Origin of the sequence: Sphingobium sp. WTD-1, assembly GCF_030128825.1 — a bacterium.
In the GTDB taxonomy this organism is placed as follows: Bacteria; Pseudomonadota; Alphaproteobacteria; order Sphingomonadales; family Sphingomonadaceae; genus Sphingobium.
In genome coordinates this window covers 4,196,170-4,218,531 of sequence record NZ_CP119127.1, presented here as the reverse complement: position 1 = coordinate 4,218,531, position 22,362 = coordinate 4,196,170, and the positions used below count along the sequence as shown (strand labels likewise).

24 protein-coding genes and 1 tRNA gene are annotated in these 22,362 nt (G+C 66.0%); 20 read left to right on the top strand and 5 right to left on the bottom strand.

The genetic code is table 11. The features are described from left to right. The first annotated feature begins 105 nt into the window (after positions 1-105). The 15 genes from N6H05_RS20955 to N6H05_RS20885 all read left to right on the top strand — a co-directional run bounded on the left by N6H05_RS20955 (position 106) and on the right by N6H05_RS20885 (position 11,208). Entirely contained in the window at positions 106-1,653 is a 1,548-nt protein-coding gene (locus N6H05_RS20955) for a tape measure protein (protein ID WP_284111517.1), read from the top strand. Then, positions 1,650-2,879 carry a DNA circularization protein gene (locus N6H05_RS20950; RefSeq protein WP_284111516.1) on the top strand — a complete coding sequence of 410 codons (1,230 nt, stop codon included), beginning with the start codon at positions 1,650-1,652 and terminating at the stop codon, positions 2,877-2,879. The genes N6H05_RS20955 and N6H05_RS20950 overlap by 4 nt, the downstream gene beginning before the upstream one ends. Beyond that, positions 2,872-3,072 (top strand): hypothetical protein, encoded by a 201-nt coding sequence (locus N6H05_RS20945; protein WP_284111515.1) that lies wholly within the window; start codon positions 2,872-2,874, stop codon positions 3,070-3,072. The genes N6H05_RS20950 and N6H05_RS20945 overlap by 8 nt, the downstream gene beginning before the upstream one ends. Continuing rightward, complete coding sequence (locus tag N6H05_RS20940) at positions 3,065-4,120, top strand: phage baseplate assembly protein (RefSeq protein WP_284111513.1); 1,056 nt, start codon at positions 3,065-3,067, stop codon at positions 4,118-4,120. The genes N6H05_RS20945 and N6H05_RS20940 overlap by 8 nt, the downstream gene beginning before the upstream one ends. Continuing rightward, entirely contained in the window at positions 4,117-4,704 is a 588-nt protein-coding gene (locus N6H05_RS20935) for a phage baseplate assembly protein V (protein WP_284111512.1), read from the top strand. Before N6H05_RS20940 ends, N6H05_RS20935 begins: the two co-directional genes overlap by 4 nt. Further along, the gene (locus N6H05_RS20930; RefSeq protein WP_284111511.1) at positions 4,701-4,994 is read left to right on the top strand and encodes a hypothetical protein; all 294 of its coding nucleotides are present in this window, start codon (positions 4,701-4,703) and stop codon (positions 4,992-4,994) included. The genes N6H05_RS20935 and N6H05_RS20930 overlap by 4 nt, the downstream gene beginning before the upstream one ends. After that, positions 4,991-5,485, top strand: coding sequence for a phage GP46 family protein (locus tag N6H05_RS20925; protein ID WP_284111510.1), 495 nt, complete (start codon positions 4,991-4,993; stop codon positions 5,483-5,485). The genes N6H05_RS20930 and N6H05_RS20925 overlap by 4 nt, the downstream gene beginning before the upstream one ends. Then, positions 5,482-6,531 (top strand): baseplate J/gp47 family protein, encoded by a 1,050-nt coding sequence (locus N6H05_RS20920; protein ID WP_284111509.1) that lies wholly within the window; start codon positions 5,482-5,484, stop codon positions 6,529-6,531. The genes N6H05_RS20925 and N6H05_RS20920 overlap by 4 nt, the downstream gene beginning before the upstream one ends. Beyond that, the gene (locus N6H05_RS20915; protein WP_284111507.1) at positions 6,522-7,193 is read left to right on the top strand and encodes a YmfQ family protein; all 672 of its coding nucleotides are present in this window, start codon (positions 6,522-6,524) and stop codon (positions 7,191-7,193) included. Before N6H05_RS20920 ends, N6H05_RS20915 begins: the two co-directional genes overlap by 10 nt. Before the next feature lies 1 nt (position 7,194). After that, entirely contained in the window at positions 7,195-7,776 is a 582-nt protein-coding gene (locus N6H05_RS20910) for a hypothetical protein (protein ID WP_284111506.1), read from the top strand. 9 nt (positions 7,777-7,785) lie between these two features. Continuing rightward, on the top strand, positions 7,786-8,433 hold the full coding sequence (locus N6H05_RS20905) for a gp53-like domain-containing protein (RefSeq protein WP_284111505.1): 648 nt from the start codon (positions 7,786-7,788) through the stop codon (positions 8,431-8,433). A gap of 147 nt (positions 8,434-8,580) precedes the next feature. Beyond that, a complete protein-coding gene (locus tag N6H05_RS20900; RefSeq protein ID WP_284111504.1) occupies positions 8,581-8,997 on the top strand; it encodes a HEPN domain-containing protein in 417 nt (138 codons plus the stop codon). Further along, positions 8,979-9,509, top strand: a complete 531-nt coding sequence (locus tag N6H05_RS20895; protein ID WP_284111503.1) for a hypothetical protein — start codon at positions 8,979-8,981, stop codon at positions 9,507-9,509. The genes N6H05_RS20900 and N6H05_RS20895 overlap by 19 nt, the downstream gene beginning before the upstream one ends. Before the next feature lie 189 nt (positions 9,510-9,698). Beyond that, positions 9,699-10,928 carry an SGNH/GDSL hydrolase family protein gene (locus tag N6H05_RS20890; RefSeq protein ID WP_284111502.1) on the top strand — a complete coding sequence of 410 codons (1,230 nt, stop codon included), beginning with the start codon at positions 9,699-9,701 and terminating at the stop codon, positions 10,926-10,928. A 76-nt stretch (positions 10,929-11,004) separates the two neighbouring features. Continuing rightward, positions 11,005-11,208, top strand: coding sequence for a hypothetical protein (locus tag N6H05_RS20885; protein WP_284111501.1), 204 nt, complete (start codon positions 11,005-11,007; stop codon positions 11,206-11,208). On the opposite strand, the gene N6H05_RS20880 is transcribed toward N6H05_RS20885, so the two are convergent. Then, complete coding sequence (locus N6H05_RS20880; RefSeq protein ID WP_284111499.1) at positions 11,205-11,690, bottom strand: Lrp/AsnC family transcriptional regulator; 486 nt, start codon at positions 11,688-11,690, stop codon at positions 11,205-11,207. The two genes, N6H05_RS20885 and N6H05_RS20880, sit on opposite strands and share 4 nt — an antisense overlap. A 98-nt stretch (positions 11,691-11,788) precedes the next feature. On the opposite strand from N6H05_RS20880, the gene putA reads away from it, so the two are divergent. Further along, entirely contained in the window at positions 11,789-15,397 is a 3,609-nt protein-coding gene (putA, locus tag N6H05_RS20875) for a trifunctional transcriptional regulator/proline dehydrogenase/L-glutamate gamma-semialdehyde dehydrogenase (protein ID WP_284111498.1), read from the top strand. Positions 15,398-15,455: 58 nt separating this feature from the next. On the opposite strand, the gene N6H05_RS20870 is transcribed toward putA, so the two are convergent. Further along, positions 15,456-15,884: an organic hydroperoxide resistance protein gene (locus N6H05_RS20870; RefSeq protein WP_017502198.1), complete on the bottom strand. Its 429-nt coding sequence runs from the start codon at positions 15,882-15,884 to the stop codon at positions 15,456-15,458. Between the two features lie 128 nt (positions 15,885-16,012). Between N6H05_RS20870 and N6H05_RS20865 the strand changes: the two genes are divergently transcribed. Continuing rightward, on the top strand, positions 16,013-16,477 hold the full coding sequence (locus N6H05_RS20865) for a MarR family winged helix-turn-helix transcriptional regulator (RefSeq protein WP_284111497.1): 465 nt from the start codon (positions 16,013-16,015) through the stop codon (positions 16,475-16,477). Here the strand turns inward: N6H05_RS20865 and N6H05_RS20860 are convergent. The 3 genes from N6H05_RS20860 to N6H05_RS20850 form a co-directional block, all read right to left on the bottom strand. Beyond that, positions 16,443-18,095, bottom strand: a complete 1,653-nt coding sequence (locus N6H05_RS20860) for an FAD-dependent oxidoreductase (RefSeq protein ID WP_284111496.1) — start codon at positions 18,093-18,095, stop codon at positions 16,443-16,445. The genes N6H05_RS20865 and N6H05_RS20860 overlap by 35 nt on opposite strands. A 140-nt stretch (positions 18,096-18,235) precedes the next feature. Beyond that, positions 18,236-18,312: transfer RNA gene (locus tag N6H05_RS20855), tRNA-Pro, on the bottom strand. Between the two features lie 104 nt (positions 18,313-18,416). Beyond that, positions 18,417-18,692 (bottom strand): JAB domain-containing protein, encoded by a 276-nt coding sequence (locus N6H05_RS20850; protein WP_284111495.1) that lies wholly within the window; start codon positions 18,690-18,692, stop codon positions 18,417-18,419. Positions 18,693-18,898: 206 nt separating this feature from the next. Here N6H05_RS20850 and thyA point away from each other — a divergent pair, with 206 nt between their 5' ends. The 3 genes from thyA (at position 18,899) to N6H05_RS20835 (ending at position 22,305) form a co-directional block, all read left to right on the top strand. Beyond that, positions 18,899-19,834, top strand: coding sequence for a thymidylate synthase (gene thyA / locus N6H05_RS20845; RefSeq protein ID WP_284114284.1), 936 nt, complete (start codon positions 18,899-18,901; stop codon positions 19,832-19,834). Between the two features lie 117 nt (positions 19,835-19,951). Then, the gene (locus N6H05_RS20840; RefSeq protein WP_010337241.1) at positions 19,952-21,247 is read left to right on the top strand and encodes a 3-methyl-2-oxobutanoate dehydrogenase (2-methylpropanoyl-transferring) subunit alpha; all 1,296 of its coding nucleotides are present in this window, start codon (positions 19,952-19,954) and stop codon (positions 21,245-21,247) included. Positions 21,248-21,300: 53 nt separating this feature from the next. Then, positions 21,301-22,305 (top strand): alpha-ketoacid dehydrogenase subunit beta, encoded by a 1,005-nt coding sequence (locus N6H05_RS20835; protein WP_284114283.1) that lies wholly within the window; start codon positions 21,301-21,303, stop codon positions 22,303-22,305. Positions 22,306-22,362 lie beyond the last annotated feature (57 nt).

The window sequence follows — 22,362 nt, the reverse complement described above, 5'->3', positions numbered from 1 at the left end:
CTTCCGCTGCGGCTGGTCACCGGCCGATGCCATGGCCCTCACGGATACCGAGCTGGAGTTCTGGCTGAGCCAGGCCCAGCGCATAAATGAAGAGCGAAAGGACGAATGAGGCTCTCGCTGATCCTGGAGGCGATCGATCGCGCCAGCCGCCCGACTGAGCGGGTCGATGCGGCGGTCACCGGCCTTGGCCGCGCCTCGCGGCGATCGGCGCTGGACATGCGTTCGCTCGACCAGCGGATGGATGGCGCCGAGCGCTCGGCCAATCGCCTCGATCGCGCCGCACGGCGCATAGGCACCGGCTTCGTGTCGACGTCGCGCCGCTCGATCGGCGCGCTGGCCGCGCTCGATCGGCGCATCCAGTTCAGTCAGGCGCAGATGGAAAAGCTGGCCTATCGCGCGGGCGGCATGATCGGCAGCTCGCTGCGCACCGGCCTGATGGCGGGCACGGCGCTGGCCGGCGCCGGCTTGTCGGCCGCGCTCTACAAGGTCGTGACCGCCGGCCTGACCTTTGAGAAATTCCGCGTCCAGCTGGAGGGACTGGAAGGATCGGCCGCTGCCGGCGAGCGCGCGCTCAACTGGGTGTCGGATTTCGCCGCGCGGACGCCTTATGAACTGAACGACGTGATGGAGGCTTTCATCGCGCTCAAGGCCTATGGCATCGACCCGACCGACGGGACGCTCCGGTCGCTGGGCGACACGGCCGCCGGCATGGGCAAGTCGCTGATGCAGGCGGTCGAGATGATCGCCGATGCGCAGACAGGCGAATTCGAGCGGATCAAGGAATTCGGCATCAAGGCCGCCGTCCAGGGCGACAAGGTCACCTTCCGCTGGCAGCGCAACGGCAAGGAAATGTCGAAGATGGTCAGGCAGACGTCGACCGAGATCCGCACGGCTTTGCTCGGCATCATGGACCAGCGATTTGCGGGCGGCATGGAGCGCCTGGCCAAGACGACCGAGGGCAAATGGTCGAACCTGATGGACGGCATGGGCCGCATCGCCAACCGCGTCTGGGAAGGGGGCTTTGGCGCCCAGGTGAATAAGCAGATCGACCGGATCAATGACAGCCTTGGCCAGATGGAAAAGGACGGGAGCCTCCAGCGCTGGGCTGAAAACACGGGCAAAGGCCTTGGCGAATTGATCGACGTCGTCGGTAGTACCGACTGGCGGGGAATCGCGGGCGGCATCCGCGATGTCGGCAGCGCCGTTTCGACGCTGGCGGGCGCCTTGCGGGAACTGGATGAAAAAGGGGGCAAGGTTCGCAAGTTTGTTGGCGATGCTGAAAATCTGTGGGGCTATCGCGATGCCTTGGGCAGCGTCGAATGGAACTCAACAACCAACCCCTTCCAGCTAAAGTACCATGCGCCCAGTTGGGCAAAGCCCAAGGCGGCGCCAGCGCCAAAACCCAGCGGCGTCCCGTTCATGGACGCGGCACCGGCACAGCCGGCCAACCGCCCGCCCCGGCGTTCTCCTGCGCGATCGAGCGGCGTACCCTTTATCGACGCCAGCCGGCCGCAGGCGCAGGCTGCGCCAAACGCCAAGGTCGAACTGACGATCAAGACGCCGGCCGGGACGACCGCAAAGCCGACCAAGCTGTCGGCCGCCGGCATCGATGTCGAAGTCAACACCGGCCGCCAGATGGCAGGTGCGGCATGAGCGCCCCGGCCGGCTGGCAGAAGGGCAGCTTTCGCGGTGTCGCCTTTCGCACCGAGGAGAGCGAGACCAGCGGCGGCCGTCGCGGCGTCGTCCATGAATTCCCCCAGGCGGAGAAGCCGGTCTGGGAGGATTTGGGCCGGGCCGCGCGGAGCTATCGCATCGACTGCCATATTGTCGGTGAGGATTATCCGGCCCTCGCCAATGAGCTGGTCGACGCACTGGAGGCGCCGGGCGCCGGCACGCTGATCCACCCCTGGTTCGGGTCGATGCAGGTCGCGGTGCCGGCGGGTGCCTGGTCGCGCCGGGACTCCGCGATCGACGGCATCAACATCGCCTGGTTCACGATCGACTTCATCGAAACCGGCCTGCCGGCGCCGGCCGTCGCCACGGCGGACACACAGGCCGCCGCCATCGCCCAGGCTGATGTCGCGGCCGATGCCGCGCCCTCGCTGTTCGGTGCTGCATTCTCGGTCGAGGGCGCGACCGCCTTTGTCGAGGAAGCGGCCGAGAAGGTGCTGGGCGGCGCGACCACGCTGGTCTCGCTCCGTGCAGGTCTTCAGGGTGGCTTTGGTGGTGCGCTGGCGGCGCTGCAGACCAATCTCGGGCTTCTTGGCGAAACCGCGGTGCTGCTGCGCGCGCCGATCGATCTCGGCCGCGCCGTCGTCAGCCTGGTCCAGGTGCTGGGCGCGATCGGCGGCCCGGCCGAGGGCGACAGCTATCGCGCGCTGATGGACTGGGGCGGTGATTTGCCGCCGGTGACCGGTGACACGCCCGCCCGCAATCTGGAGCGGGAGAACCAGGCGGCAATGGTGCAGCTGGTCAATCTCGCCGCCTCGGCCGAGTTGGTGCGCTGGCTCGCTGGCAGCGACTTTGCATCCTATGACGAAGCGGTCGCCGCGCGTGACGATGCCGCTGATCGGCTCGATGCGCTCGCGCTGCGCCAGGCCGATGCCGGCGACGATGGCGGCGCGGATCAGTATGACGCGCTGCGCCGCGCCTGCACGGCCGACCTGACTGCGCGCGGCGGTTCGCTTGCCCGGCTGCAGCGCTACACGCCAGCCGTCACCGAGCCGGCGCTGGTGATCGCCATGCGCCTCTATGGCGACCCGTCCAGCGTGATCGATCGGGCGGACGAGATCGTCGCCCGCAACAAGGTGCGCCACCCCGGCTTCGTGCCGGGCGGCGTGGCGCTCCAGGTCTTGAGCAGGGAGGCAGTGAATGGCTGAGGTCGAGACGCGCTGGGAAACGCAGCTGGACACGATCCGCACGGCGGCGTGCGCCCTACAGCTGGCAGAGGCGAACTATCGTCGCGCCCATGACCTGCATGGCGATGCCGCCCGTGAGACCGGCCGCGCCTGGGACGAAATGCGGCGGGCCGGAGATCGCGTGCGCCGCACCCTGGGGGCGGACCATGGCTGACGCGGATATCATCGCCGAGAAGGTCGAGCTGGCGATCAACGGCAAGCTCTACGCGGGCTGGACAGAGGTCAGCGTGACCCGCGCGATCGACGCGATGTGCGGTGCCTTCCGCCTGTCGCTTTCCTCCAAGGATGATGCAGCCGGCCAGCTGCTGGTGATCGCAGCGGACGATCGCTGCCAGCTCAAGATCGGCGGCGCGGTCGTGGTCGATGGCTGGGTCGATGCGGTGTCACCTGCGATCGACGGGGAATCGCACGGCATCACGGTCGAGGGTCGCGACAAGACGGGCGACCTGGCCGACTGTTCCGCGATCGCCAGGCCGGCAAGCTGGCGCAACGTCAAGCTGGAGGCGATCGCGACCGAGTTGGCCAAGCCGTTCGGGGTGACGGTCGCGGTCAAGGTCAGCACGGGTGCGGCGATTCGCAAGTTCGCGATCCAGCAGGGCGAGACGGTCGCCGCCGCGATCGAGCGTCTCTTGCGCTTCCGGGGCCTTATCGCTGTCCCCACCGCCTCGGGCGACCTGGAGATTACTACGCCCGATGCCGGCGCGCCGGTCGCCACCCTGGAGCTGGGCGTCAACATCAAGTCGGCCGAGGGACGCACCGATCATCGCGAGCGCTTTTCCGACTATATCGTCAAGGGCCAGGCCCATGGCGATGATGAGCGCCACGGTAAGACGGTGAGCCAGATCAAGGGCGAGGCGAAGGATGCCGGGGTGCGCCGCTATCGCCCGCTGCTGTTGGTGGCGGAGGAGCAGAGCGACGGCGCCAGCGCAGGGGCACGCGCGAAATTCGAGGCGGGCGTGCGCGCTGGCCGTGCCAGGGGCGCGGACATCCGTGTGCTGGGCTGGCGCGTGGCGCCAGGCGGCGCCTTGTGGCGACCCAACAGCCGGGTGCGGGTGCGTTGCGCGCAGATCGGCATGGCGGATGAGGTCATGCTGATCGCGGCGGTTACGTTCGCCAAGTCGGACGGCGAAGGGACGATCGCGACCCTGTCGATCGCGCCGCCCGGTGCCTTCGCTCAGCTGGCGGAAAAGGAAGCGGCATGAGCGCGCTTCAAAGGGCGCTAAGCCCCTTGTTGGGGCGTATCCAGATGATGGTCGGCCGCGCCGTTCTGGCCGCCGTCGACGACAGCACCGGCCTCCAGTCGGTGCAGATCGACCTGCTGGCCGACGAGGCGCAGGACGGTGCCGAACATTTCCAGCCCTATGGCTTCGCGGCGCATCCCAAGCCAGGCGCCGAAGCCATCTCGCTGGCAGTGGGCGGATTGCGCGGCCACGCCTTGGTCATCGCGATCGCCGATCGCCGCTATCGGCTCAAGTCGCTCCAAGAGGGCGAGGTCGCGTTGCATGACGACCAGGGCCAGTGCGTGCTGATCGGCCGCGACGGGATTCGCATAGCTTCGTCGCTGGGTATCGCCTGCCAGACGGACGGCAATTTCAGCGTCGAAGCCGGCGGCGATTTCACCGTCGACGCGGATGGTGCGGTCTCGATCAAGGGCCAGGGCGAAGCGCTGCTGGACGGCAGCAGCATTGCCCTGGGCGAAGGGGCGAGCCTCTTCGCCGCCCGCAAGACCGACACAGTCAGCAGCACCGCCATCACCGGCGGCTCCAGCAAGGTGAAGATCGCATGAAGGCAAGCTCTCCCCGTAAGCGCGGCAATCGCGCTTGGCAGAAGGTCGTCGTCGCCCCCGGCGAGGATATGACCATGGTCGCTGACAAGCTGCGCGAGTGCGGGCAGCGCGGCGGCGACGGTGAGCCGATCGAGGCGCACGCTCTGTTCGACGCCCAAAGCCGGCTGCGCCGCATCCATGCCCGCTATGCCAATGGCTGGCGGGCCACGCTGGTCGTCCGCGTCGATGGGAGCTACTCGCTCAGCCAGGCTATCAAGATCGTGTCGCAGGCCCGGAGCATGCCGGCGTGACCGATATCGCCCTTGTCTTCGACAGCGCTGCCTGGTCGGCCGACATCGCGATCGCATCCGGCGACCTGGTCACCGACGACGGCCTGCGCACGGCGGTGACCATCTCGCTCTTCACCGATGTCCGCGCCCGTGACGATGACGCGCTACCGGACAGTGGGGCCGATCGTCGCGGTTGGTGGGGCGACTGTGCAAACGACGACGCAAACGACCGGACGGGGTCGCGCCTGTGGCTGCTGGCGCGCGCGAAGGTCGTGCCGACGACGGCCGTCCGCGCCCGTGACTATTGCCGCGAGGCGCTGGACTGGCTGGTCGCCGACGGCGTCGTCGCGGCGATCGATATCGACTGCGTCCTGCTGCCGGTTGCCGCCAGCCGCCGATCGGGCGGCCTGTCCATCACCATCACCTTAACCCGGCCGGGCGGCGCCCGCCTGGCCATCAACTATTTGTGGGATGCGGAGAGCGGCCGCATCGAGCGCGAGGGGACCGCATGAGCTTTCAACGACCGACCCTGACCCAGCTGATTACGCGCGCGCAGGACGATATCAATGGCAAGCTGCCAGGCGCGGACAGCCGGCTGCGGCGCAACGTGCTGGACGTCCTGGCGCGGGTCCATGCCGGCGCAATGAACGGCCTCTATGGCATGATCGACGATCGCGCGCGCTTCCTGCCCGACCCCAAATATCCCGACACCGTCACCGGCTGGGCCAGCCGCCTGGGCATCGTCCGCAAGGCGGCGATCGCCGCGACCGGCGCTGTCACCCTGGCCGGGACCAATGGCGCCGTGGCCCCGGCCGGCAGCATCCTGGTGCGGGCGGATGGCGTGCGATTTGCGACCATGGCGCTGGCGACGATCGCGGGCGGGACGGCCAGCGTGGCGGTGACCTGCGAAGATGGCGGCGCAGCCGGTGCGATGGCAGCCGGCCAGACCCTGACCTTCCAGTCGCCCGCCAGCGGCGTCCAGGCGGTCGCGACCGTAGCTGTCGGCGGGATCATCGGCGGCAGCGACGAGGAGACGATCGAGCAGCTGAACGACCGAGTGTGGGAGCGCCTGCGCAACCAGCCGGCAGGCGGAAAGAGCGGCGACTATGTCCGCTGGGCCAAGGAGATTGCCGGGGTTACACGCGCCTGGCCTTATCCCAACTGGAACGGCCTGGGCACGGTCAAGCTGCTGTTCGTGATGGACGGCCGGGAAGATATTATCCCCGATCCGGGCACCGTCGCCCTGGTCGCGGCCAAGATCGCGGAAGAGCGTCCGGTCACGGCGGAGGTGACGGTCGAGGCGCCGATCGCGCAGCCGCTCAACTTCACCATCGCCCTGACGCCCGACACGGCCGCGACGCGCGCCTCGGTCGAAGCGGAGCTGCGCGACCTTATTGCCCGCGATGCGATTCCCGGTGGCACGGTCCTGGTCAGCCGGATGCGCGAGTCCATCTCGATCGCGCCGGGCGAACTGGATCATGTGCTGACCAGCCCGACCACCAACCAGACCGCCGATGCCGGCAAGATACTCACCTTCGGAGCCATCGCATGGGCCTGATGGCGACGGCCTATCGCCAGCAGCTGCAGGCGCTTCTTCCCCCCGGCGCGGCCTGGCCGCGTGGGGAGGATGCGATGCTCACCAAGCTGCTGGATGGCTGGGCCGAGGAGTTTGCGCGCGTCGAAGAGCGTATGGAACAGCTGCTGGCCGAATATGATCCTCGCACCGCCTATGAGATGCTCCCCGAATGGGAAGCGGCGCTGGGACTCCCCGATCCCTGCACCGCAGCGGCGACCACGATCGCGGCGCGTCAACTCGCCTGCTGGCGCAAGCTCGCCTATCAGGCCGGGCAGACGCCGGCATTCTATATCGCGCTGGCCGCGTCGATCGGTTTCGACGTTACGATCCATGAGTTCGACCCCGAGGTCGATGACTATGACACCAGCCTCAGCGCCCAGGTGGCGGCGGGACGGTGGCGCTATATCTGGCGCGTCCATGTCCGCAACGGCAGCGTGTTCAACTATATGGTCGCGGGCGATCCCGCCGGCTCAGCCCTGCTGGAGGGCGACGCCGCGCTAGACCTGGAATGCATCATCTCGGCCGCGCGCCCGGCGCATACCCACGTGATCTTTTCCTATCCCACCGATCCGGGCGCGTCGCTGCTGGAGAGCGGCGGATATCGCCTGCTGGAGACCGGCGGCCATCTCATATTGGAGGATTGATATGTCCGAACTCGACAAGAAGGCATCGGCCCTCGCGGTGGCGGCCGCACTGACAGGCGCTGAAGGCTGGGCCGGCATCCAGGGCGGCGCCGACGTGCTGATCACGGCAGCGCTGCTAAAGGCTTATATGAAAGCGCCCTATATCTTGGCGCAGGATGGGGCCGCATCGGCCGTGTGGACGGGCAGCCTGGCCACGCATGATTTTCTGACGATCACCATCCCCGGCGGTTCGCTGGGTCCGAAGGGATCGCTCAAGATCGAGAGTTTCTGGACCATATCCCAGAATGCGAACACCAAGACGGTCATGCACAAGTTCGGCGGTGCGACCATCAACAGCTGGCCGGTGACCACCTCGGGAAATGTCGGTTCGCTCCTTCGCATGAACAATCGCAACGACCAGGCCAGCCAGTTCATCGCCCGCGCCGGATCGACGTCTATCTACGGTTCCGGCGTCAACGCGCACGGTGCGGCCGCGATCGACACGTCGGTCGACCAGGTGCTGACGTTGACCGGCCAGCTGGCCAACGCCTCCGACACCATGGTGCTGGAAGGCTACATCATCGAAATCTTCCCCGGCTTTTAAGGAACGGACATGCACAGGATCGATAGTGCCGGCGCGACGGTTGGCGGCCTTTTCAAGGTTACCCCTCTTCCCGCGACGCGCGTTGATGCAGACTGGCTCAATGCGGTGCAGGAGGAGATCATCACCGCCATTGCGCAGCTGGGTGGCGCGCTGCCTGACAAGGAAAGCCAGCATCAGCTTGCGGCGGCGATCATCGCCTATGTCGCCCATGCGAAGGGCAATGTCGAAAGGGTCATTACCGATCCGCTGGGTGGCAATTCCGGCCTGGACGGCGGCGCCAGCAATCAGCTCCTGGTCGCGATCCTGGCGATGATCAGTCGCGGCCTCAATCAGGCGATCACGGTCACCGTCGATCCGACGACCAGCGAACGGACGATATCCTTCCTCGGCGGCCTCGCGATCCTCAAGCTCGGCTATTATCGAGAGACGGTGACCAGCGAAGTCGTGCGCAACGTCGCCTTTGCGCTGCCATTCCCCAACAGCTGCTGGAGCGTGCTGACCCAGGGCGTGATCGCCGCCCCCAGCATCTATCGCGACCTCTGGGTCCAGATCGTGCCCGGCAGCACGACCAAGAACGGCTTCCAGGCGCAGTTCCAGAGCGACGATGACAATGACCACGCCCTGTCCGGCTTCGACTGGTGGGCGGTGGGCAACTGATTTTGAAAGGCGTCTCAGACGCCTTTCACGGCTCTTTGAAATTGTGATTTATCGTCTGTGGCGTCCTGGAGAGGAGAGCTTGGATGACGATATCGCTCCTTTGCCCTATCAAATCCGTCACAAGGAAGGGGACTCGGCAAAGCCGCTATGGAACAGCACGTTCTCACAGTTGATGATTGGTGGGCCATGGTTTCCCGCGAGCAAGCGACGGCCGATGCCATGGTCAACCACCGCGCGCACTGCGACGCCGCATGGAACGCATCAGGGCGTGCTGTGGAGTTTGCGCTAAAAGCGGTGATCATGAAGCGCGAGCGCTGGAACTGCTGGCCCGATCGAACATTGGCGGAGAAGTATCACACCCATGACATTCGTATGCTATTTAGGCTTGCAGGCATCGATGTGCGGACAACTCCACCTCCGCCGAGGCACCTTCTAAGGACCGTAATGGACTGGAAGCGAGAGCATGATTATCGGCCGGGGCGCATGACACGCCAAGTAGCACGCTCGATGGTGAAGGCAGCTTTCTCAGAAGAGGGGGTGGTGCAATGGTTGAAAAACCAGTGAAAGACGACGGCGTCGGCCCTGCTGAGATACGTGCGGGACGCGACTATCTTCACGCGCTGCAGCGGCTCGGCTTGGAGCCTCAAGTTATGTGTTGGATGTATGAAATGCTCGACGATCGCTTCGAAAAGAGGCTCGGCATCGTTACGAGCTGGGTGGACCGGATGGGACCGGCGCTTCTCTACGAGCTGTTGTTTAAAGCCTACGACGCTGCGGCAACACCACGCGACATCGATCCATTCATTGTTCAACTTTATAGCCCTGACAGCCACGCTGGCGCTGCTCTGTATCGTGCAGCAGTAAAGAATGTTGCTCCGCCGGGTCTGGAAGACAGCATCGAATACGATGTGATCGAAGGCATCTATATGGTGCATACGAACGGCGTGCCGGTCGGTAATGGGCTCTACCTTGCCAGGGGTGGAACGTACGTTGCGCGACGCAGGGACATCTCGGCTGAGGATGATCGACGGAGAGGTCAGCGCTTCAGGCGCCGCGTGGAAGCTTTGGTCGCGTAGCGATCATTGGCGGTGCTACAAAAGCTCTTGTCCCGCACTCCAGAAGCTTTTGTCGCGCTTCAGCAAACTCGGAAAGGCGCGGAAATGCGTCAACGCCTGCCGCACGACACTGTGAACTTCGATTCAGTGACCCTCATATGCCCATTTTGGGGGACGCGCCGCCCGCCATCCCCGACCGAAAGGAAGCCGATGATCCGTCCCTTGCTCGCCAGCCTGCCGCTGGCCCTGCTGCTGGCCCAGCCCGTCACGGCAAAGACCTGCACGCCGACCTGGGTATCGGGCTGGGCCTCCTCGCAATTCCGCCCGACCGGCGACGCCGCACTGCCCGCCGGCACGCTCAAGGATCAGTCGCTGCGCCAGATCGTCCGCCCCTCGATCGCCGGGGACCGGCTGCGGGTGCGCATCTCCAACCTCGCCGGCACGGCGCCGCTCCATATCGCCGGTGTCAGCATCGCCCGCGCCCCCGCCAGCACCGCGCCGGCGATCGATCCCGGCACGCTCATTTCGCTGCGCTTCGATGGCAGCCCTGACCTGATCGTGCCGGCCGGTGCCGATTATCTCTCTGACCCGGTATCGCTGCCGGTCGCCGCGCTCGACAATATCGCCGTCACCATCCGCTATCAGGGTGAACCGGAACAGACCTCGCATCCCGGTTCGCGCGCCACCTCTTGGCATCTGCCCGGCGATCATCTGACCGATACGGCGATGGCGGGCGCCGCCTCGTTCGACCACTGGTTCAACCTCGCCGCGCTGGAAGTCGAACGCTGCGCGCCCGCACGGCTGGTCGTGGCGCTCGGCGATTCCATCACCGACGGCAAGGGTTCGACCACCAACGGCAATGATCGCTGGACCGACCGGCTCGCCCAGCGGTTGCAAGCCGATTCCAAGCGGCGCGACATCGCCGTCGTCAATCAGGGGATCGGCGGCAACCGGCTGCTGAACGACGGGCTTGGCCCCAATGCGCTCGCCCGGCTCGACCGCGATGTGCTGGCCCAGCCCGGCGTCACCCATCTGGTCCTGCTGGAAGGCGTCAATGATCTTGGCACCCTGACCCGCGAGGCGCCCGTCAGTGTCGAGGATCACAAGGCCCATGTCGCTCGCATCATCGGCGCCTATCGCCAGATCATCGCCCGCGCCCATGCGCGCGGGGTCAAGGTGATCGGCGCCACCATCATGCCCTTCGTCGGCAACGCCTATTATCATGCCGATGCCCAGAATGAGGCCGACCGGCAGGCGGTCAATGCCTGGATCCGGGCGCCGGGCCATTTCGACGGGCTGGTCGATTTCGACCGCGCCACCCGCGATCCCGCGCGCCCCGACCGGCTGCTGCCCGCTTATGATGGCGGCGATGCGCTCCATCCCAATCCGGCCGGCTATCGCGCCATGGGTGACGCCGTGCCGCTGGCTCTGTTTGATTAATACGCCTTAACCGCGTGATGGCCATCACGCGGCTTTTACGTAAAATCCGCTACGTCTCCCGTGAAAGGGATGACGGGTGATCGAAAAAGCGCCGAGGAAATATCGTCTGCAGGACTATGCCAATGCAGAGGCGGACGTCGCGTTTCGCAGCGATCAGGACGTGCTCGACATCTGGCGTTCGACCACCGACTATCAGCGCCTGACCCCGCATCAGAAGGCGGCGCGGGCCGAACTTCAGCGGCGCGGCATCCGGGTGGAAGGGGCTTCGGTCCCGCGTTAACGGCGCGGCCGCTTGCTGCCCGACTCCAGCACCGTCTCCATCGCCACGAAGGTCGATGTGCTGGCGACGTGGGGCAGGGCGGAAATCTTCTCGCCCAGCACCATGCGATAGCGGCGGATGTCGGACGTGCGAACCTTGAGCAGATAGTCGAAATTGCTTGCCAGCATATGGCATTCCTCGACCTCCGGTATGCGTCGTACCGCCGCATTGAACTCGCGCAGCGCACTCTCCCGCGTGTCGCTCAGCTTCACCTCGGTAAAGGCGACATGGTCCATCCCCAGCTTGGCCGGATCGACGATCGCGCGAAAGCCGCGAATGACGCCACTCTCCTGCAATCGCTTCAACCGCACCTGGCAGGGTGTCTTGGACAGGCCGACGCTGGCGGCCAGATCGGTCACGGTCATGCGGCCATCCTCGACCAGTGCGGCGATGATACGCCGGTCGAACTCATCCAATTCGACCATAGCGGGCTTGTTGCTCATGCAATTTGCCTATCACGCTGCCATTAATAAGTCACTTTGGCATTTATCGGGGCATTCATAAGACGGAATGAATTGCGCCAATCGGATATTCTGGTCGCATGACCGACCAGCATCCCTTTGCCGCCTTCGCCCCCGCCATCCGTGACCAGTCGCCGCTGCGCCAGGCGATCACCGCCGCCTATCGCCGCGACGAGGCCGAGTGCCTTGCCCCGCTGCTCGACGCGGCGACCCTCCCCGACGCCACCCGCGCCGCCGTGGCGGACACGGCGCGCCATCTGGTCACCACCCTGCGCGCCAATCACAAGGGCACCGGGGTCGAGGGGCTGGTGCAGGAATATTCGCTCTCCAGTCAGGAGGGCGTGGCGCTGATGTGCCTCGCCGAAGCGCTGCTGCGCATCCCCGACAATGACACGCGCGACGCGCTCATTCGCGACAAGATCGCCGATGGCGACTGGAGTTCGCATCTGGGCGGCGGCAAGTCGCTGTTCGTCAATGCCGCGACCTGGGGCCTGGTCGTCACCGGCAAGCTGGTCGGCAGCGTCGATGATCGCGGCCTGGCGGCGGCGCTCGCCCGCCTGGTCGCCCGCGCCGGCGAACCGGTGATCCGTCGCGGCGTCGACCTCGCCATGCGGATGATGGGCGAACAGTTCGTCACGGGGGAGACGATCAAGGAGGCGGTCAAGCGCGCCAAGGAGTTGGAGGCCAAGGGCTTCGCCTATAGCTATGACATGCTGGGCGAGGCGGCGACCACCGCAGCCGACGCCGCGCGCTATTATGCCGATTATGAAAAGGCGATTCACGCCATCGGCAAGGCGTCGGCTGGGCGCGGCATCTATGCCGGCCCCGGCATCTCGATCAAGCTGTCGGCGCTCCATCCGCGCTACGTTCGCGCGCAGGCCGACCGGGTGATGGGCGAATTGCTGCCGGCGGTGAAGCAGCTTGCGCTGCTGTCGAAGCGCTACGACATCGGCCTCAACATCGACGCGGAGGAGGCGGATCGCCTCGAACTCTCGCTCGACCTGCTCGAAAGCCTGGCGCTTGATCCCGACCTCGCCGGCTGGGATGGCCTGGGCTTCGTCGTCCAGGGCTATGGCAAGCGCTGCCCCTTCGTCATCGACTGGATCATCGACCTCGCTCGTCGCGCCGATCGCCGGATGATGGTGCGTCTGGTCAAGGGCGCCTATTGGGATGCGGAGATCAAGCGCGCGCAGGTCGATGGCCTCGCCGATTTCCCGGTCTATACCCGCAAGGTCCATACCGACGTCGCCTATGTCGCCTGCGCGAAGAAGCTGCTGGCCGCACCTGATGCCGTCTTCCCGCAATTCGCGACTCATAATGCCCAGACGCTCGCCACCATCTATCAGATGGCCGGGCCGGACTTCGCGATCGGCAAATATGAGTTCCAGTGCCTGCACGGCATGGGCGAGCCGCTCTATGAACAGGTCGTCGGTAAGGACAAGCTCGACCGCCCGTGCCGCATCTATGCGCCGGTCGGCACGCATGAGACCTTGCTTGCCTATCTCGTCCGTCGCCTGCTGGAAAATGGCGCGAACAGCAGCTTCGTCAACCGCATCGCCGACCCCGATGTCTCGATCGAGGAGATGATCGCCGATCCGGTCGAGATCGTCCGCGCCATGCCGCATCCCGGCGCCCGGCACGACCAGATCGCCGCGCCCGCCGACCTCTATCCCGATCGCCGCAATTCCGATGGCATAGACCTCAGCGACGAGGGCGCGCTTGCCGCGCTGACTCAGGCGCTGCAGCATAGCGCCACCATCGCCTGGACCGCCGCGCCCGAAGGCGGGGAAGGGGAGGCGCGCCCGGTCTGCAACCCGGCCGACCATCGCGACATCGTCGGCACCGTCTGGGAAGCGAGCGCCGATCACGCTCGCGCCGCCGCGATCCGCGCCGCCCAGGCCTGCTGGCCCAACACGTCGGTCGCTGATCGTGCCGCCATGCTGGAACGGGCGGCCGACGCGATGCAGGACCGGATGCCGGTGCTGCTCGGCCTCATCATGCGCGAAGCCGGCAAGTCGCTGCCCAACGCCATCGCCGAAGTGCGCGAGGCGATCGACTTTCTACGCTATTATGCAGCGCAGGCACGCGGCACCTTCGGCCCGGATCAGGCGCCGTTGGGACCGATTATCTGCATCAGCCCGTGGAATTTCCCGCTCGCCATCTTCACCGGGCAGGTTGCGGCGGCACTGGTCGCGGGCAATCCGGTGCTGGCCAAGCCCGCCGAGGAAACCCCGCTGATCGCGGCCGAAGCCGTGCGCCTGCTGCATGAGGCCGGCGTGCCCGGCGACGCGCTGCAACTGCTGCCCGGCGACGGTCGCATCGGCGCCGCGCTGGTCGCCGCGCCGGAAACGGCGGGCGTCATGTTCACCGGCTCGACCGAGGTCGCTCGCCTCATCCAGCGCCAACTCGCCACCCGCCTGTCGCCCGCCGGCAAGCCGATCCCGCTGATCGCCGAAACCGGCGGCCAGAATGCGATGATCGTCGACAGTTCGGCGCTGGCGGAGCAGGTGGTGGCCGACGTCATCGCCTCCGCCTTCGACAGCGCCGGCCAGCGTTGCTCGGCGCTGCGCATCCTGTGCCTGCAGGAGGATGTCGCCGACCGCACCCTTACCATGCTGAAGGGGGCGCTCAGGGAATTGCGCATCGGCCGCACCGATCGGCTCGCGGTCGATACCGGCCCGGTCATCACCGCCGAGGCGAAGGCGGGCATCGAACAGCATATCGCCGCGATGCGCGCGCTCGGCCGCAAGGTCGAGCAGCAGGAACTACCCGAAGAGGCGGCGCACGGCACCTTCGTCGCGCCGACCATCATCGAACTGGACAGCATCGCCGACCTCACCCGCGAGATATTCGGCCCGGTGCTGCACGTCATCCGTTTCCGTCGAGAGCGGATGGATGCGCTGGTCGATGCGATCAACGCCACCGGCTATGGCCTGACCTTCGGCCTGCACACCCGTCTCGACGAGACGGTGGCGCGCGTCACCGCGCGGGTGAAGGCCGGCAATATCTATGTGAACCGCAATGTCATCGGCGCGATCGTCGGGGTTCAGCCGTTCGGCGGGCGCGGCCTGTCGGGCACCGGGCCCAAGGCGGGCGGACCGCTCTATCTCGGCCGCCTGACCCGCACCGCGCCGGTCTTTGCCGAGCGGGTCGGCTATCTCGCCTCGCCGATCCATGATTTCGTCAACTGGTTGGAGGCGCAGGACGATCATGAGGCGGCGGCGGTCGCGCGCCATTATGGCGATGCGTCGGCGCTTGGCGTTGAACTGGCGCTGCCCGGCCCGGTCGGCGAGACCAACCTCTATGCGCTGCATCCGCGCGGCCTGTTGCTGCTGCGTCCGGGCACGCGGCGTGGCCTGCTCGCGCAGATGGCCGCCGTGCTGGCGACCGGCAATCGCGCGGTGATCGAGGGCGCTCCGCTGCCGCAGGGCCTGCCCGCCAGCGTCGCCGCCCATTTCCTCGCCCAGCCGGATGCGCCCTTCGCCGCGATGCTGGTGGAGGGGGATGCCGACCAGATCCTCGCCGCAACCGGGGCGGTGGCCGAACTGGATGGGCCGATCGTCACCGTCCATGCCGCCGCGCCCGGCGACGAGCGCGCCTGGCATCTCGACTGGCTGCTGGAGGAGGTGTCGACCTCCATCAACACGACCGCCGCGGGCGGCAATGCCAGCCTGATGATGATCGGCTGATAATGAAAAGGGCGGCCTGCACGGGCCGCCCTTTTTCTTTGTGGCAGGTTGCGGTGCGTCAGGCGACGCTCAGGCGCACCTCGATATTGCCGCGCGTGGCGTGCGAATAGGGGCAGATCGTGTCCGCTTCGGCGACCAGCGCCTCGGCCGCAGCCTTGTCGACGCCCGGCAGGCTGATTTCCAGCGCGACATCCAGGCCAAAGCCCTTGTCGCTGCGCGGGCCGATGCCGACCGTGGCGGTGACGCTGGCGTCGGCGGGCACGCGGGGCAGGTCCTTGTCCTGGCTGGCGGCGAACTTCATCGCGCCCAGGAAACAGGCGGCATAGCCCGACGCGAACAGCTGTTCGGGATTATTGCCCTGGCCATTGCCGCCCAGTTCCTTGGGCGTGCCCAGCGTCACCGCGAAGCTGCCATCGGTGGTTGCGGCCTTGCCGTCGCGGCCGCCGGTTGCGGTTGCGCTGGTGGAATAGAGGATCTTGCTGCTCATGGATCGTTCCTTTCATTTAATCATCTGCGATTAAATCGCGTGCGATTTATATGTGCCTGCCGATGTGAGTCGTCAACCCTTGCGATCATATCGCGTGCGATTTATATTTCGGGGCAAGGAGTATCGCCATGACCACCCCCGCCATAACCACCCCTGATACCGCGCGCGGCGCGCTCGACGATTTTCTCTGCTTCGGCGTCTATTCGACCGGGCTGGCCTTCAACCGGCTCTACAAGCCGTTGCTCGATCGCTACGGCCTCACCTATCCCCAATATCTGGTGATGGTGGCGCTGGCCCGGCGCGACGACCAGACGGTCGGCGAGCTGGGCGGTCAGCTCTTCCTCGAATCCAACACGCTGACCCCGCTGATCAAGCGGCTGGAGGCAGCGGGCCTCGTCACCCGCCAGCGTGACACCGCCGACGAGCGTGTGGTCCGCGTGCGCCTGACGCAGCAGGGGCAGTCGGTGGCACAGGACGTCTCAACCTGCGTCCCCGCCGAACTGATGGAGGCCGTCGGCATCTCGATCGAGGAGATCGCCGCGCTCAACCAGTCGCTGGTCACGCTGCGGGAGAAGCTGCAGCGCGCGGCCTGACGGTCCCGTCATTCACATGGCTCCAGATGCGCGAGATCACGACCGATCCTTCACCCACGGCAGAAGCCACGCGCTTCACCGATCCGGCGCGCACGTCGCCGACCGCGAAGATGCCGGCGCGGGAGGTTTCATAGGGGGAGGGGGCCTCGACCGCATCGCCGGTCAGCACGAACCCCTTGTCGTCCAGCGCCACCAGTCCCGACAGCCAGCCGGTATTGGGCGCCGCGCCGACCATGATGAACAGGGCGCAGCAGGCGATCTCGCGCTGGCGGCCATCGGCCTTGCGGATGGTCACCGCGTCGAGCTGCGCATCGCCATGCAATGTGTCAATTTCGGTGTCATAATGGATGGTGATCGCAGGGTCGGCCTCCAGTCGGCTCGACAGGTAGCTGGACATCGACAAAGCGAGCGAAGGCCCGCGCACCAGCAGATGGACATGGCGCGCGCTGCGGCTGAGGAACATCGCCGCCTGGCCGGCGCTGTTGCCGCCGCCGACCACCACGGCTTCGGCCTGGCGGCAATAGCGCGCCTCATTCTCGGTCGCGGCATAATAGATGCCGGCCCCCTCCAGATTGGCGAGCCGCGCGATCGGCAGGCGCCGATATTCCACGCCGGTTGCAACCAGCACGGCGCGGGCACAGATGCGCTGGCCATTGTCGAAGACGCCGCAATAATGGCCGTCGCCAGTGTCCTCCAGCGCTGTCACCCGGCGGGGCATGAGGAAGCGGGTGCCGAACTTCATCGCCTGCACCTCGCCGCGCCAGACCAGGTCGGCGCCGGAAATGCCGGTGGGAAAGCCCATATAATTTTCGATCCGGCTCGACGTCCCCGCCTGGCCGCCAATCGCGATATCCTCCACCACCAGCGCGTTGAGCCCTTCGGCCCCGGCGTAGACGGCCGCCGCCACGCCGGCCGGCCCACCGCCCACGATCAGCAGGTCGACCGTCTCATTCTCGGTAAAGCCGCGATCCAGGCCGAACAGCCGGGCGACCTTCTCTGGCGTGGGATCGGCAACGACATTGTCGCGACCGAAGATCACGGCGGGCCGGTCGGCCTGCGCCCCGCAACTGGCCGCCACCCGCCGGGCATCGTCGCTGCCCAGGGCGTGCGATGTGTAGGGCAGGCGGTTGCGGCTGGCGAACTCGGCGATGCAGCGCACCGCCCGGTCCTCGTCCTCGCCGATCAGTACCAGGGTGCTGTCGCCCATGTCGAGCTGCCGCCGACGTCGCGCCGCCAGCACGGTGATGATGATGTCCGACATTTCCGGGATCGCTGCCATCAGCCGGAGCATCGCCGGGCGCGGCACTTCCAGCACGCGGGTATCGCGCGCTGCCCGCATCGGGATCGACCAGCTGCCGCCGCCCAGAAAGGAAATCTCGCCCATGAACTGGGTCGGGCCGATGGTGGAGGGGACATGCCGTTCCTCGCCGAACGGATTGACCACCTCGATCTCGCCATCCTCGACATAGATGAAGCGGTCGACCGGGTCGCCGGGCCGGACGATATAGGTGCCGGCGGGATAGATGGCCTCGCTGCCCTCGGCCCGCAGCGCCGCGACATGCTCGGCCGTCAGCGGCACACGCTGCATCTCCCGCAGATCGCGCCCGATCGTCTCCATCGCCGGCCTCCCGCCACTAAAGCTGGCAGGATAATGACCCGAGTGCAGGCGCGCGGCAATGGTGGTTGGCGCGTCAGGCGGAAGCAAAGATGCGTGTGCCCCCGAAGGGAAAATTCGCGCTATATTTCTGGAAATAAATGTGGTCGGGGAAAGAGGATTCGAACCTCCGGCCCCTGCCTCCCGAAGACAGTGCTCTACCAGGCTGAGCTATTCCCCGACCGATGCCGAAGCCGCTTTTGGAGCGGCCCCGTAAGGCAGGAGTGCGCCTATAGAGAGGGGTTTGAGGGCTGGCAAGCCACCTGATGCGCTTTTTTGAAAATTCTACAAAAGGCCTGCGTCGCGGAAGCTGAAACAGCCGGTCGGCGTGTCGATCCGATGATCGGCGAGGTGAATGTCGAGCGCCCGCAGCCGGCGGTGCAGACTTCGGGTCAGGGCGATGTCGACTGGCTGCGGTGCGGCAGTGCCACGCTGCTGGTGCAGGATGACCCGGCGGGCATCGCTGGCCAGCAGATGCGCGACGAGGCAGGGCCAGTTGCCATCGGGGTGCAGCCGGTCGCGCGGCCGGCCGTCCTCGTCGAGAATCACCAATGTCAGCATCGTACCCCCTTGGGCCACAGCCTGTCAGCAATGCGCCGTGAGCGGAGGCGCGGAATGATCCGTAGTGGCGGGACGCGGCAGGCCTTGCGGGCAGTCGTATCCGTTATGGCGCGACCTTTGGTCGGGACAGCGGGGCAGGGGGGGTGCTACATGGGCGTGACGTTCAGACTCACGCCCTCATCCCAGGATCATCGACCTTGCACGCCATGTCGCCGCAGCCGCCCCATTATGAAGAGCAATATCTCGACCTGATGCGCCATATCTGGCGCCATGGTGACGAGCGGATCGACCGCACCGGTGTCGGCACCCGCTCGATCCTGGGCGCGACCCTGCGATTCTCGCTGGCGGACCATGCGGTGCCGCTGCTCACCACCAAGCGGGTCTATTGGAAGGTCGCCGCGCGCGAGATGCTGTGGTTCCTCACCGGCGACACCAATATCCGTGAGCTGGTGAAGCAGAATGTCCATATCTGGACCGACTGGCCGCTCGACAGCTACCGCAAGGCGACCGGCGAGGATATCGACCGCGACGCGTTCGAGGCGCGAATCATCGAGGATGAAGCCTTTGCCCGGCAATGGGGCGATCTCGGCCCGGTCTATGGCGCCCAATGGGTGAACTGGCCGCGCTACGAGCCGGCCGGCGACGGCCTGTTCCGCCGGGCAGCACAGGGCCACAACCAGATCGCCGCGCTGGTCGATGCGATTCGCACCAACCCCGGCTCGCGCCGCCTGCTCTTCACCGGCTGGAATGTCGCCGAAGTCGCGCAAATGGCGCTGCCGCCCTGCCACATGACCTATCAGTTCCAGGTGTCCGACGGCCGCCTCAACGGCCTGCTCTTCCAGCGCAGCTGTGACCTGGGATTGGGCTTTGCCTTCAACATCTTCGGCCTGTCGATGATCACCCGGATGCTGGCCCAGCAATGCGATCTGGAGCCGGGCGAGGTGGTCTGGCAGGGCGGCGACGTCCATCTCTATCTCAACCATGCCGATCTGGTGGAGGAGCAGATCAGCCGCACTCCGGCGGGTGCGCCAAAGCTGCGGATCAATCGCCGGCCTTCGAGCATTTTCGACTATAAGATCGAGGATTTCGAGGTGCAGGATTATGCGCCGCAGGCCCATATTTCCGCGCCCGTCGCTGTTTAAGGTGACAGCGAAGGCGACAGGCGAAAAGGAATTGGGTCAGTAAGGCTTGCCTTGCGCGGCGTTGAAATATAATAATTGCCACAAGCAATATTATTGCAACGCACAATAGGAGGCAGGATGACCGATTCGATCGAATCCGGCGCTGTGACGGACGGGCAGGGACGCAACCTGCCGCCGCTGCAGCTGCATGTGCCCGAGCCGCCCGCGCGGCCCGGCGAGAGCGCGGACTTCACCCATTTCGACATTCCCGCGGCCGACGCGGCACCGCGCCCGGACGAGGCGACCCACCCTTCGCAGATGCGTGACTTCGCCTATGGGCTGGTCCGTGTGCTGGATGAGGATGGCCATGCGGTCGGCGCCTGGGATCCCAAGCTGCCGGCCGACACGCTGCTCAAGATGCTGCGCTACATGGCGCTGACCCGCGCCTTTGACGGCCGCATGTTCCGCGCCCAGCGCCAGGGCAAGACCAGCTTCTACATGAAGTCGACCGGTGAGGAGGCGGTGTCGATCGGCGCTGCGCTTGCCCTGTCGCGCGACGACATGTGCTTCCCCTCCTACCGCCAGCAGGGCATATTGATCGCGCGCGACTGGTCCATCGTCGACATGATGAACCAGATCTACTCGAACAAGGGCGACCGGATGAAGGGGCGCCAGCTGCCGATCATGTATTCGGCGCGGGAGGCCGGCTTCTTCTCCATCTCCGGCAACCTCACCACCCAATATCCCCAGGCGGTGGGCTGGGCGATGGCGAGCGCGGCCAAGGGCGATACCCGCATCGCCGCCACCTGGTGTGGCGAGGGCTCCACGGCGGAGGGCGACTTCCATTCGGCCTGCACCTTCGCCAGCGTCTATCGCGCCCCGGTCATCATGAATGTGGTGAACAACCAGTGGGCGATCAGCAGCTTCTCCGGCTTTGCCGGGGCGGAGGCGACCACCTTCGCCGCGCGCGCGATCGGCTATGGCATTGCCGGGCTGCGCGTCGACGGCAATGACGTGCTCGCCGTCTATGCCGCCACCCGCTGGGCCGCCGACCGCGCCCGCGCCAATGGCGGCCCGACCCTGATCGAACATTTCACCTATCGCGTCGAAGGGCATAGCACATCCGACGATCCGACCGCCTATCGCTCGGCCGAGGAAAGCAGCAAATGGCCGCTCGGCGATCCGATTGCGCGGCTGAAACAGCATTGCATCACGCTGGGCATCTGGGACGAGGAGCGGCACGCCGCGATGGACCAGGAACTGGCCGAGATGGTCCGCGACGCCGCGCGCGAGGCGGAAAAGAACGGCATATTGGGCCATGGCCTTCACCATCCGATGGAAAGCATGTTCCAGGACGTGTTCGAGGACATGCCCTGGCACCTGAAAGAACAGCAGCAGCAGATGCTGGACGAATGGAAGGCGGCAGGGCTGTGAACGACATGGGCATGGAAACGGCCGTTACCGGCGGCCAGGACGAACCCGTCCAGATGAACATGATCCAGGCGATCAACAGCGCGCTGGACGTGATGATGGGCCGCGACCCCGATGTCGTGGTGATGGGCGAGGATGTCGGCTATTTCGGCGGCGTGTTCCGCGCCACCGCCGGCCTGCAGCAGAAATATGGCAAGAACCGGGTGTTCGACACGCCGATCACCGAATGCGGCATCATCGGCGTCGCGGTCGGCATGGGCGCCTATGGCCTGCGGCCGGTGCCGGAAATCCAGTTCGCCGACTATATTTACCCCGCGCTCGACCAGTTGGTGAGCGAGGCGGCACGGCTGCGCTATCGCTCGGCCGGCGAGTTCATCTCGCCGATGACGGTGCGCTCGCCCTTTGGCGGCGGCATCTTCGGCGGCCAGACCCACAGCCAGAGCCCGGAAGGCATCTTCACCCATGTGTCCGGGGTCAAGACGGTGATCCCGTCCACCCCCTATGATGCCAAGGGCCTGCTGATCGCGGCGATCGAGGATAATGACCCGGTCATCTTCTTCGAGCCCAAGCGCATCTATAACGGCCCGTTCGATGGCCATTATGACACGCCGGCCAAGAGCTGGGCGGGCCATGCAGATGCGCAGGTGCCGCAGGGCTATTATCGCATCGATCTCGGCAAGGCGCGCATCGCCCGTCCCGGCGCGGCGCTGACCATCCTCTGCTATGGCACGATGGTCCATGTGGTCGAGAATACCGTGGCGAAGCTGGGCATCGATGCCGAAATCGTCGACCTGCGCAGCCTGGTGCCGCTCGACATCGACACGATCGAGGTCTCGGTCAGGAAGACCGGCCGCTGTCTGATCGTGCACGAAGCAACGCGGACCAGCGGCTTTGGCGCCGAACTGTCGGCGCTGGTGCAGGAGCGCTGCTTCTACCATCTCGAAGCGCCGATCGAGCGCGTCACCGGCTTCGACACGCCCTATCCGCATAGTCTGGAATGGGCCTATTTCCCCGGCCCCGTGCGCATCCGCGAAGCCATCAACAAGATCATGAAGGACTGAGGGCTATGGTCGTTACACCTCCCTGTTCCGTTCGTGCCATGCACGATATTTGCCAGA

Excerpts from the sequence above, each read along its gene's own strand:
- N6H05_RS20955 (WP_284111517.1), top strand. The coding sequence starts at position 106 with ATGAGGCTCTCGCTGATCCTGGAGGCGATCGATCGCGCCAGCCGCCCG.
- N6H05_RS20950 (WP_284111516.1), top strand. The coding sequence starts at position 1,650 with ATGAGCGCCCCGGCCGGCTGGCAGAAGGGCAGCTTTCGCGGTGTCGCC.
- N6H05_RS20945 (WP_284111515.1), top strand. The coding sequence starts at position 2,872 with ATGGCTGAGGTCGAGACGCGCTGGGAAACGCAGCTGGACACGATCCGC.
- N6H05_RS20940 (WP_284111513.1), top strand. The coding sequence starts at position 3,065 with ATGGCTGACGCGGATATCATCGCCGAGAAGGTCGAGCTGGCGATCAAC.
- N6H05_RS20935 (WP_284111512.1), top strand. The coding sequence starts at position 4,117 with ATGAGCGCGCTTCAAAGGGCGCTAAGCCCCTTGTTGGGGCGTATCCAG.
- N6H05_RS20930 (WP_284111511.1), top strand. The coding sequence starts at position 4,701 with ATGAAGGCAAGCTCTCCCCGTAAGCGCGGCAATCGCGCTTGGCAGAAG.
- N6H05_RS20920 (WP_284111509.1), top strand. The coding sequence starts at position 5,482 with ATGAGCTTTCAACGACCGACCCTGACCCAGCTGATTACGCGCGCGCAG.
- N6H05_RS20915 (WP_284111507.1), top strand. The coding sequence starts at position 6,522 with ATGGGCCTGATGGCGACGGCCTATCGCCAGCAGCTGCAGGCGCTTCTT.
- N6H05_RS20910 (WP_284111506.1), top strand. The coding sequence starts at position 7,195 with ATGTCCGAACTCGACAAGAAGGCATCGGCCCTCGCGGTGGCGGCCGCA.
- N6H05_RS20905 (WP_284111505.1), top strand. The coding sequence starts at position 7,786 with ATGCACAGGATCGATAGTGCCGGCGCGACGGTTGGCGGCCTTTTCAAG.
- N6H05_RS20900 (WP_284111504.1), top strand. The coding sequence starts at position 8,581 with ATGGAACAGCACGTTCTCACAGTTGATGATTGGTGGGCCATGGTTTCC.
- N6H05_RS20895 (WP_284111503.1), top strand. The coding sequence starts at position 8,979 with ATGGTTGAAAAACCAGTGAAAGACGACGGCGTCGGCCCTGCTGAGATA.
- N6H05_RS20890 (WP_284111502.1), top strand. The coding sequence starts at position 9,699 with ATGATCCGTCCCTTGCTCGCCAGCCTGCCGCTGGCCCTGCTGCTGGCC.
- N6H05_RS20880 (WP_284111499.1), bottom strand. The coding sequence starts at position 11,690 with ATGAGCAACAAGCCCGCTATGGTCGAATTGGATGAGTTCGACCGGCGT.
- putA (WP_284111498.1), top strand. The coding sequence starts at position 11,789 with ATGACCGACCAGCATCCCTTTGCCGCCTTCGCCCCCGCCATCCGTGAC.
- N6H05_RS20870 (WP_017502198.1), bottom strand. The coding sequence starts at position 15,884 with ATGAGCAGCAAGATCCTCTATTCCACCAGCGCAACCGCAACCGGCGGC.
- N6H05_RS20865 (WP_284111497.1), top strand. The coding sequence starts at position 16,013 with ATGACCACCCCCGCCATAACCACCCCTGATACCGCGCGCGGCGCGCTC.
- N6H05_RS20860 (WP_284111496.1), bottom strand. The coding sequence starts at position 18,095 with ATGGAGACGATCGGGCGCGATCTGCGGGAGATGCAGCGTGTGCCGCTG.
- N6H05_RS20850 (WP_284111495.1), bottom strand. The coding sequence starts at position 18,692 with ATGCTGACATTGGTGATTCTCGACGAGGACGGCCGGCCGCGCGACCGG.
- thyA (WP_284114284.1), top strand. The coding sequence starts at position 18,899 with ATGTCGCCGCAGCCGCCCCATTATGAAGAGCAATATCTCGACCTGATG.
- N6H05_RS20840 (WP_010337241.1), top strand. The coding sequence starts at position 19,952 with ATGACCGATTCGATCGAATCCGGCGCTGTGACGGACGGGCAGGGACGC.
- N6H05_RS20835 (WP_284114283.1), top strand. The coding sequence starts at position 21,301 with ATGAACATGATCCAGGCGATCAACAGCGCGCTGGACGTGATGATGGGC.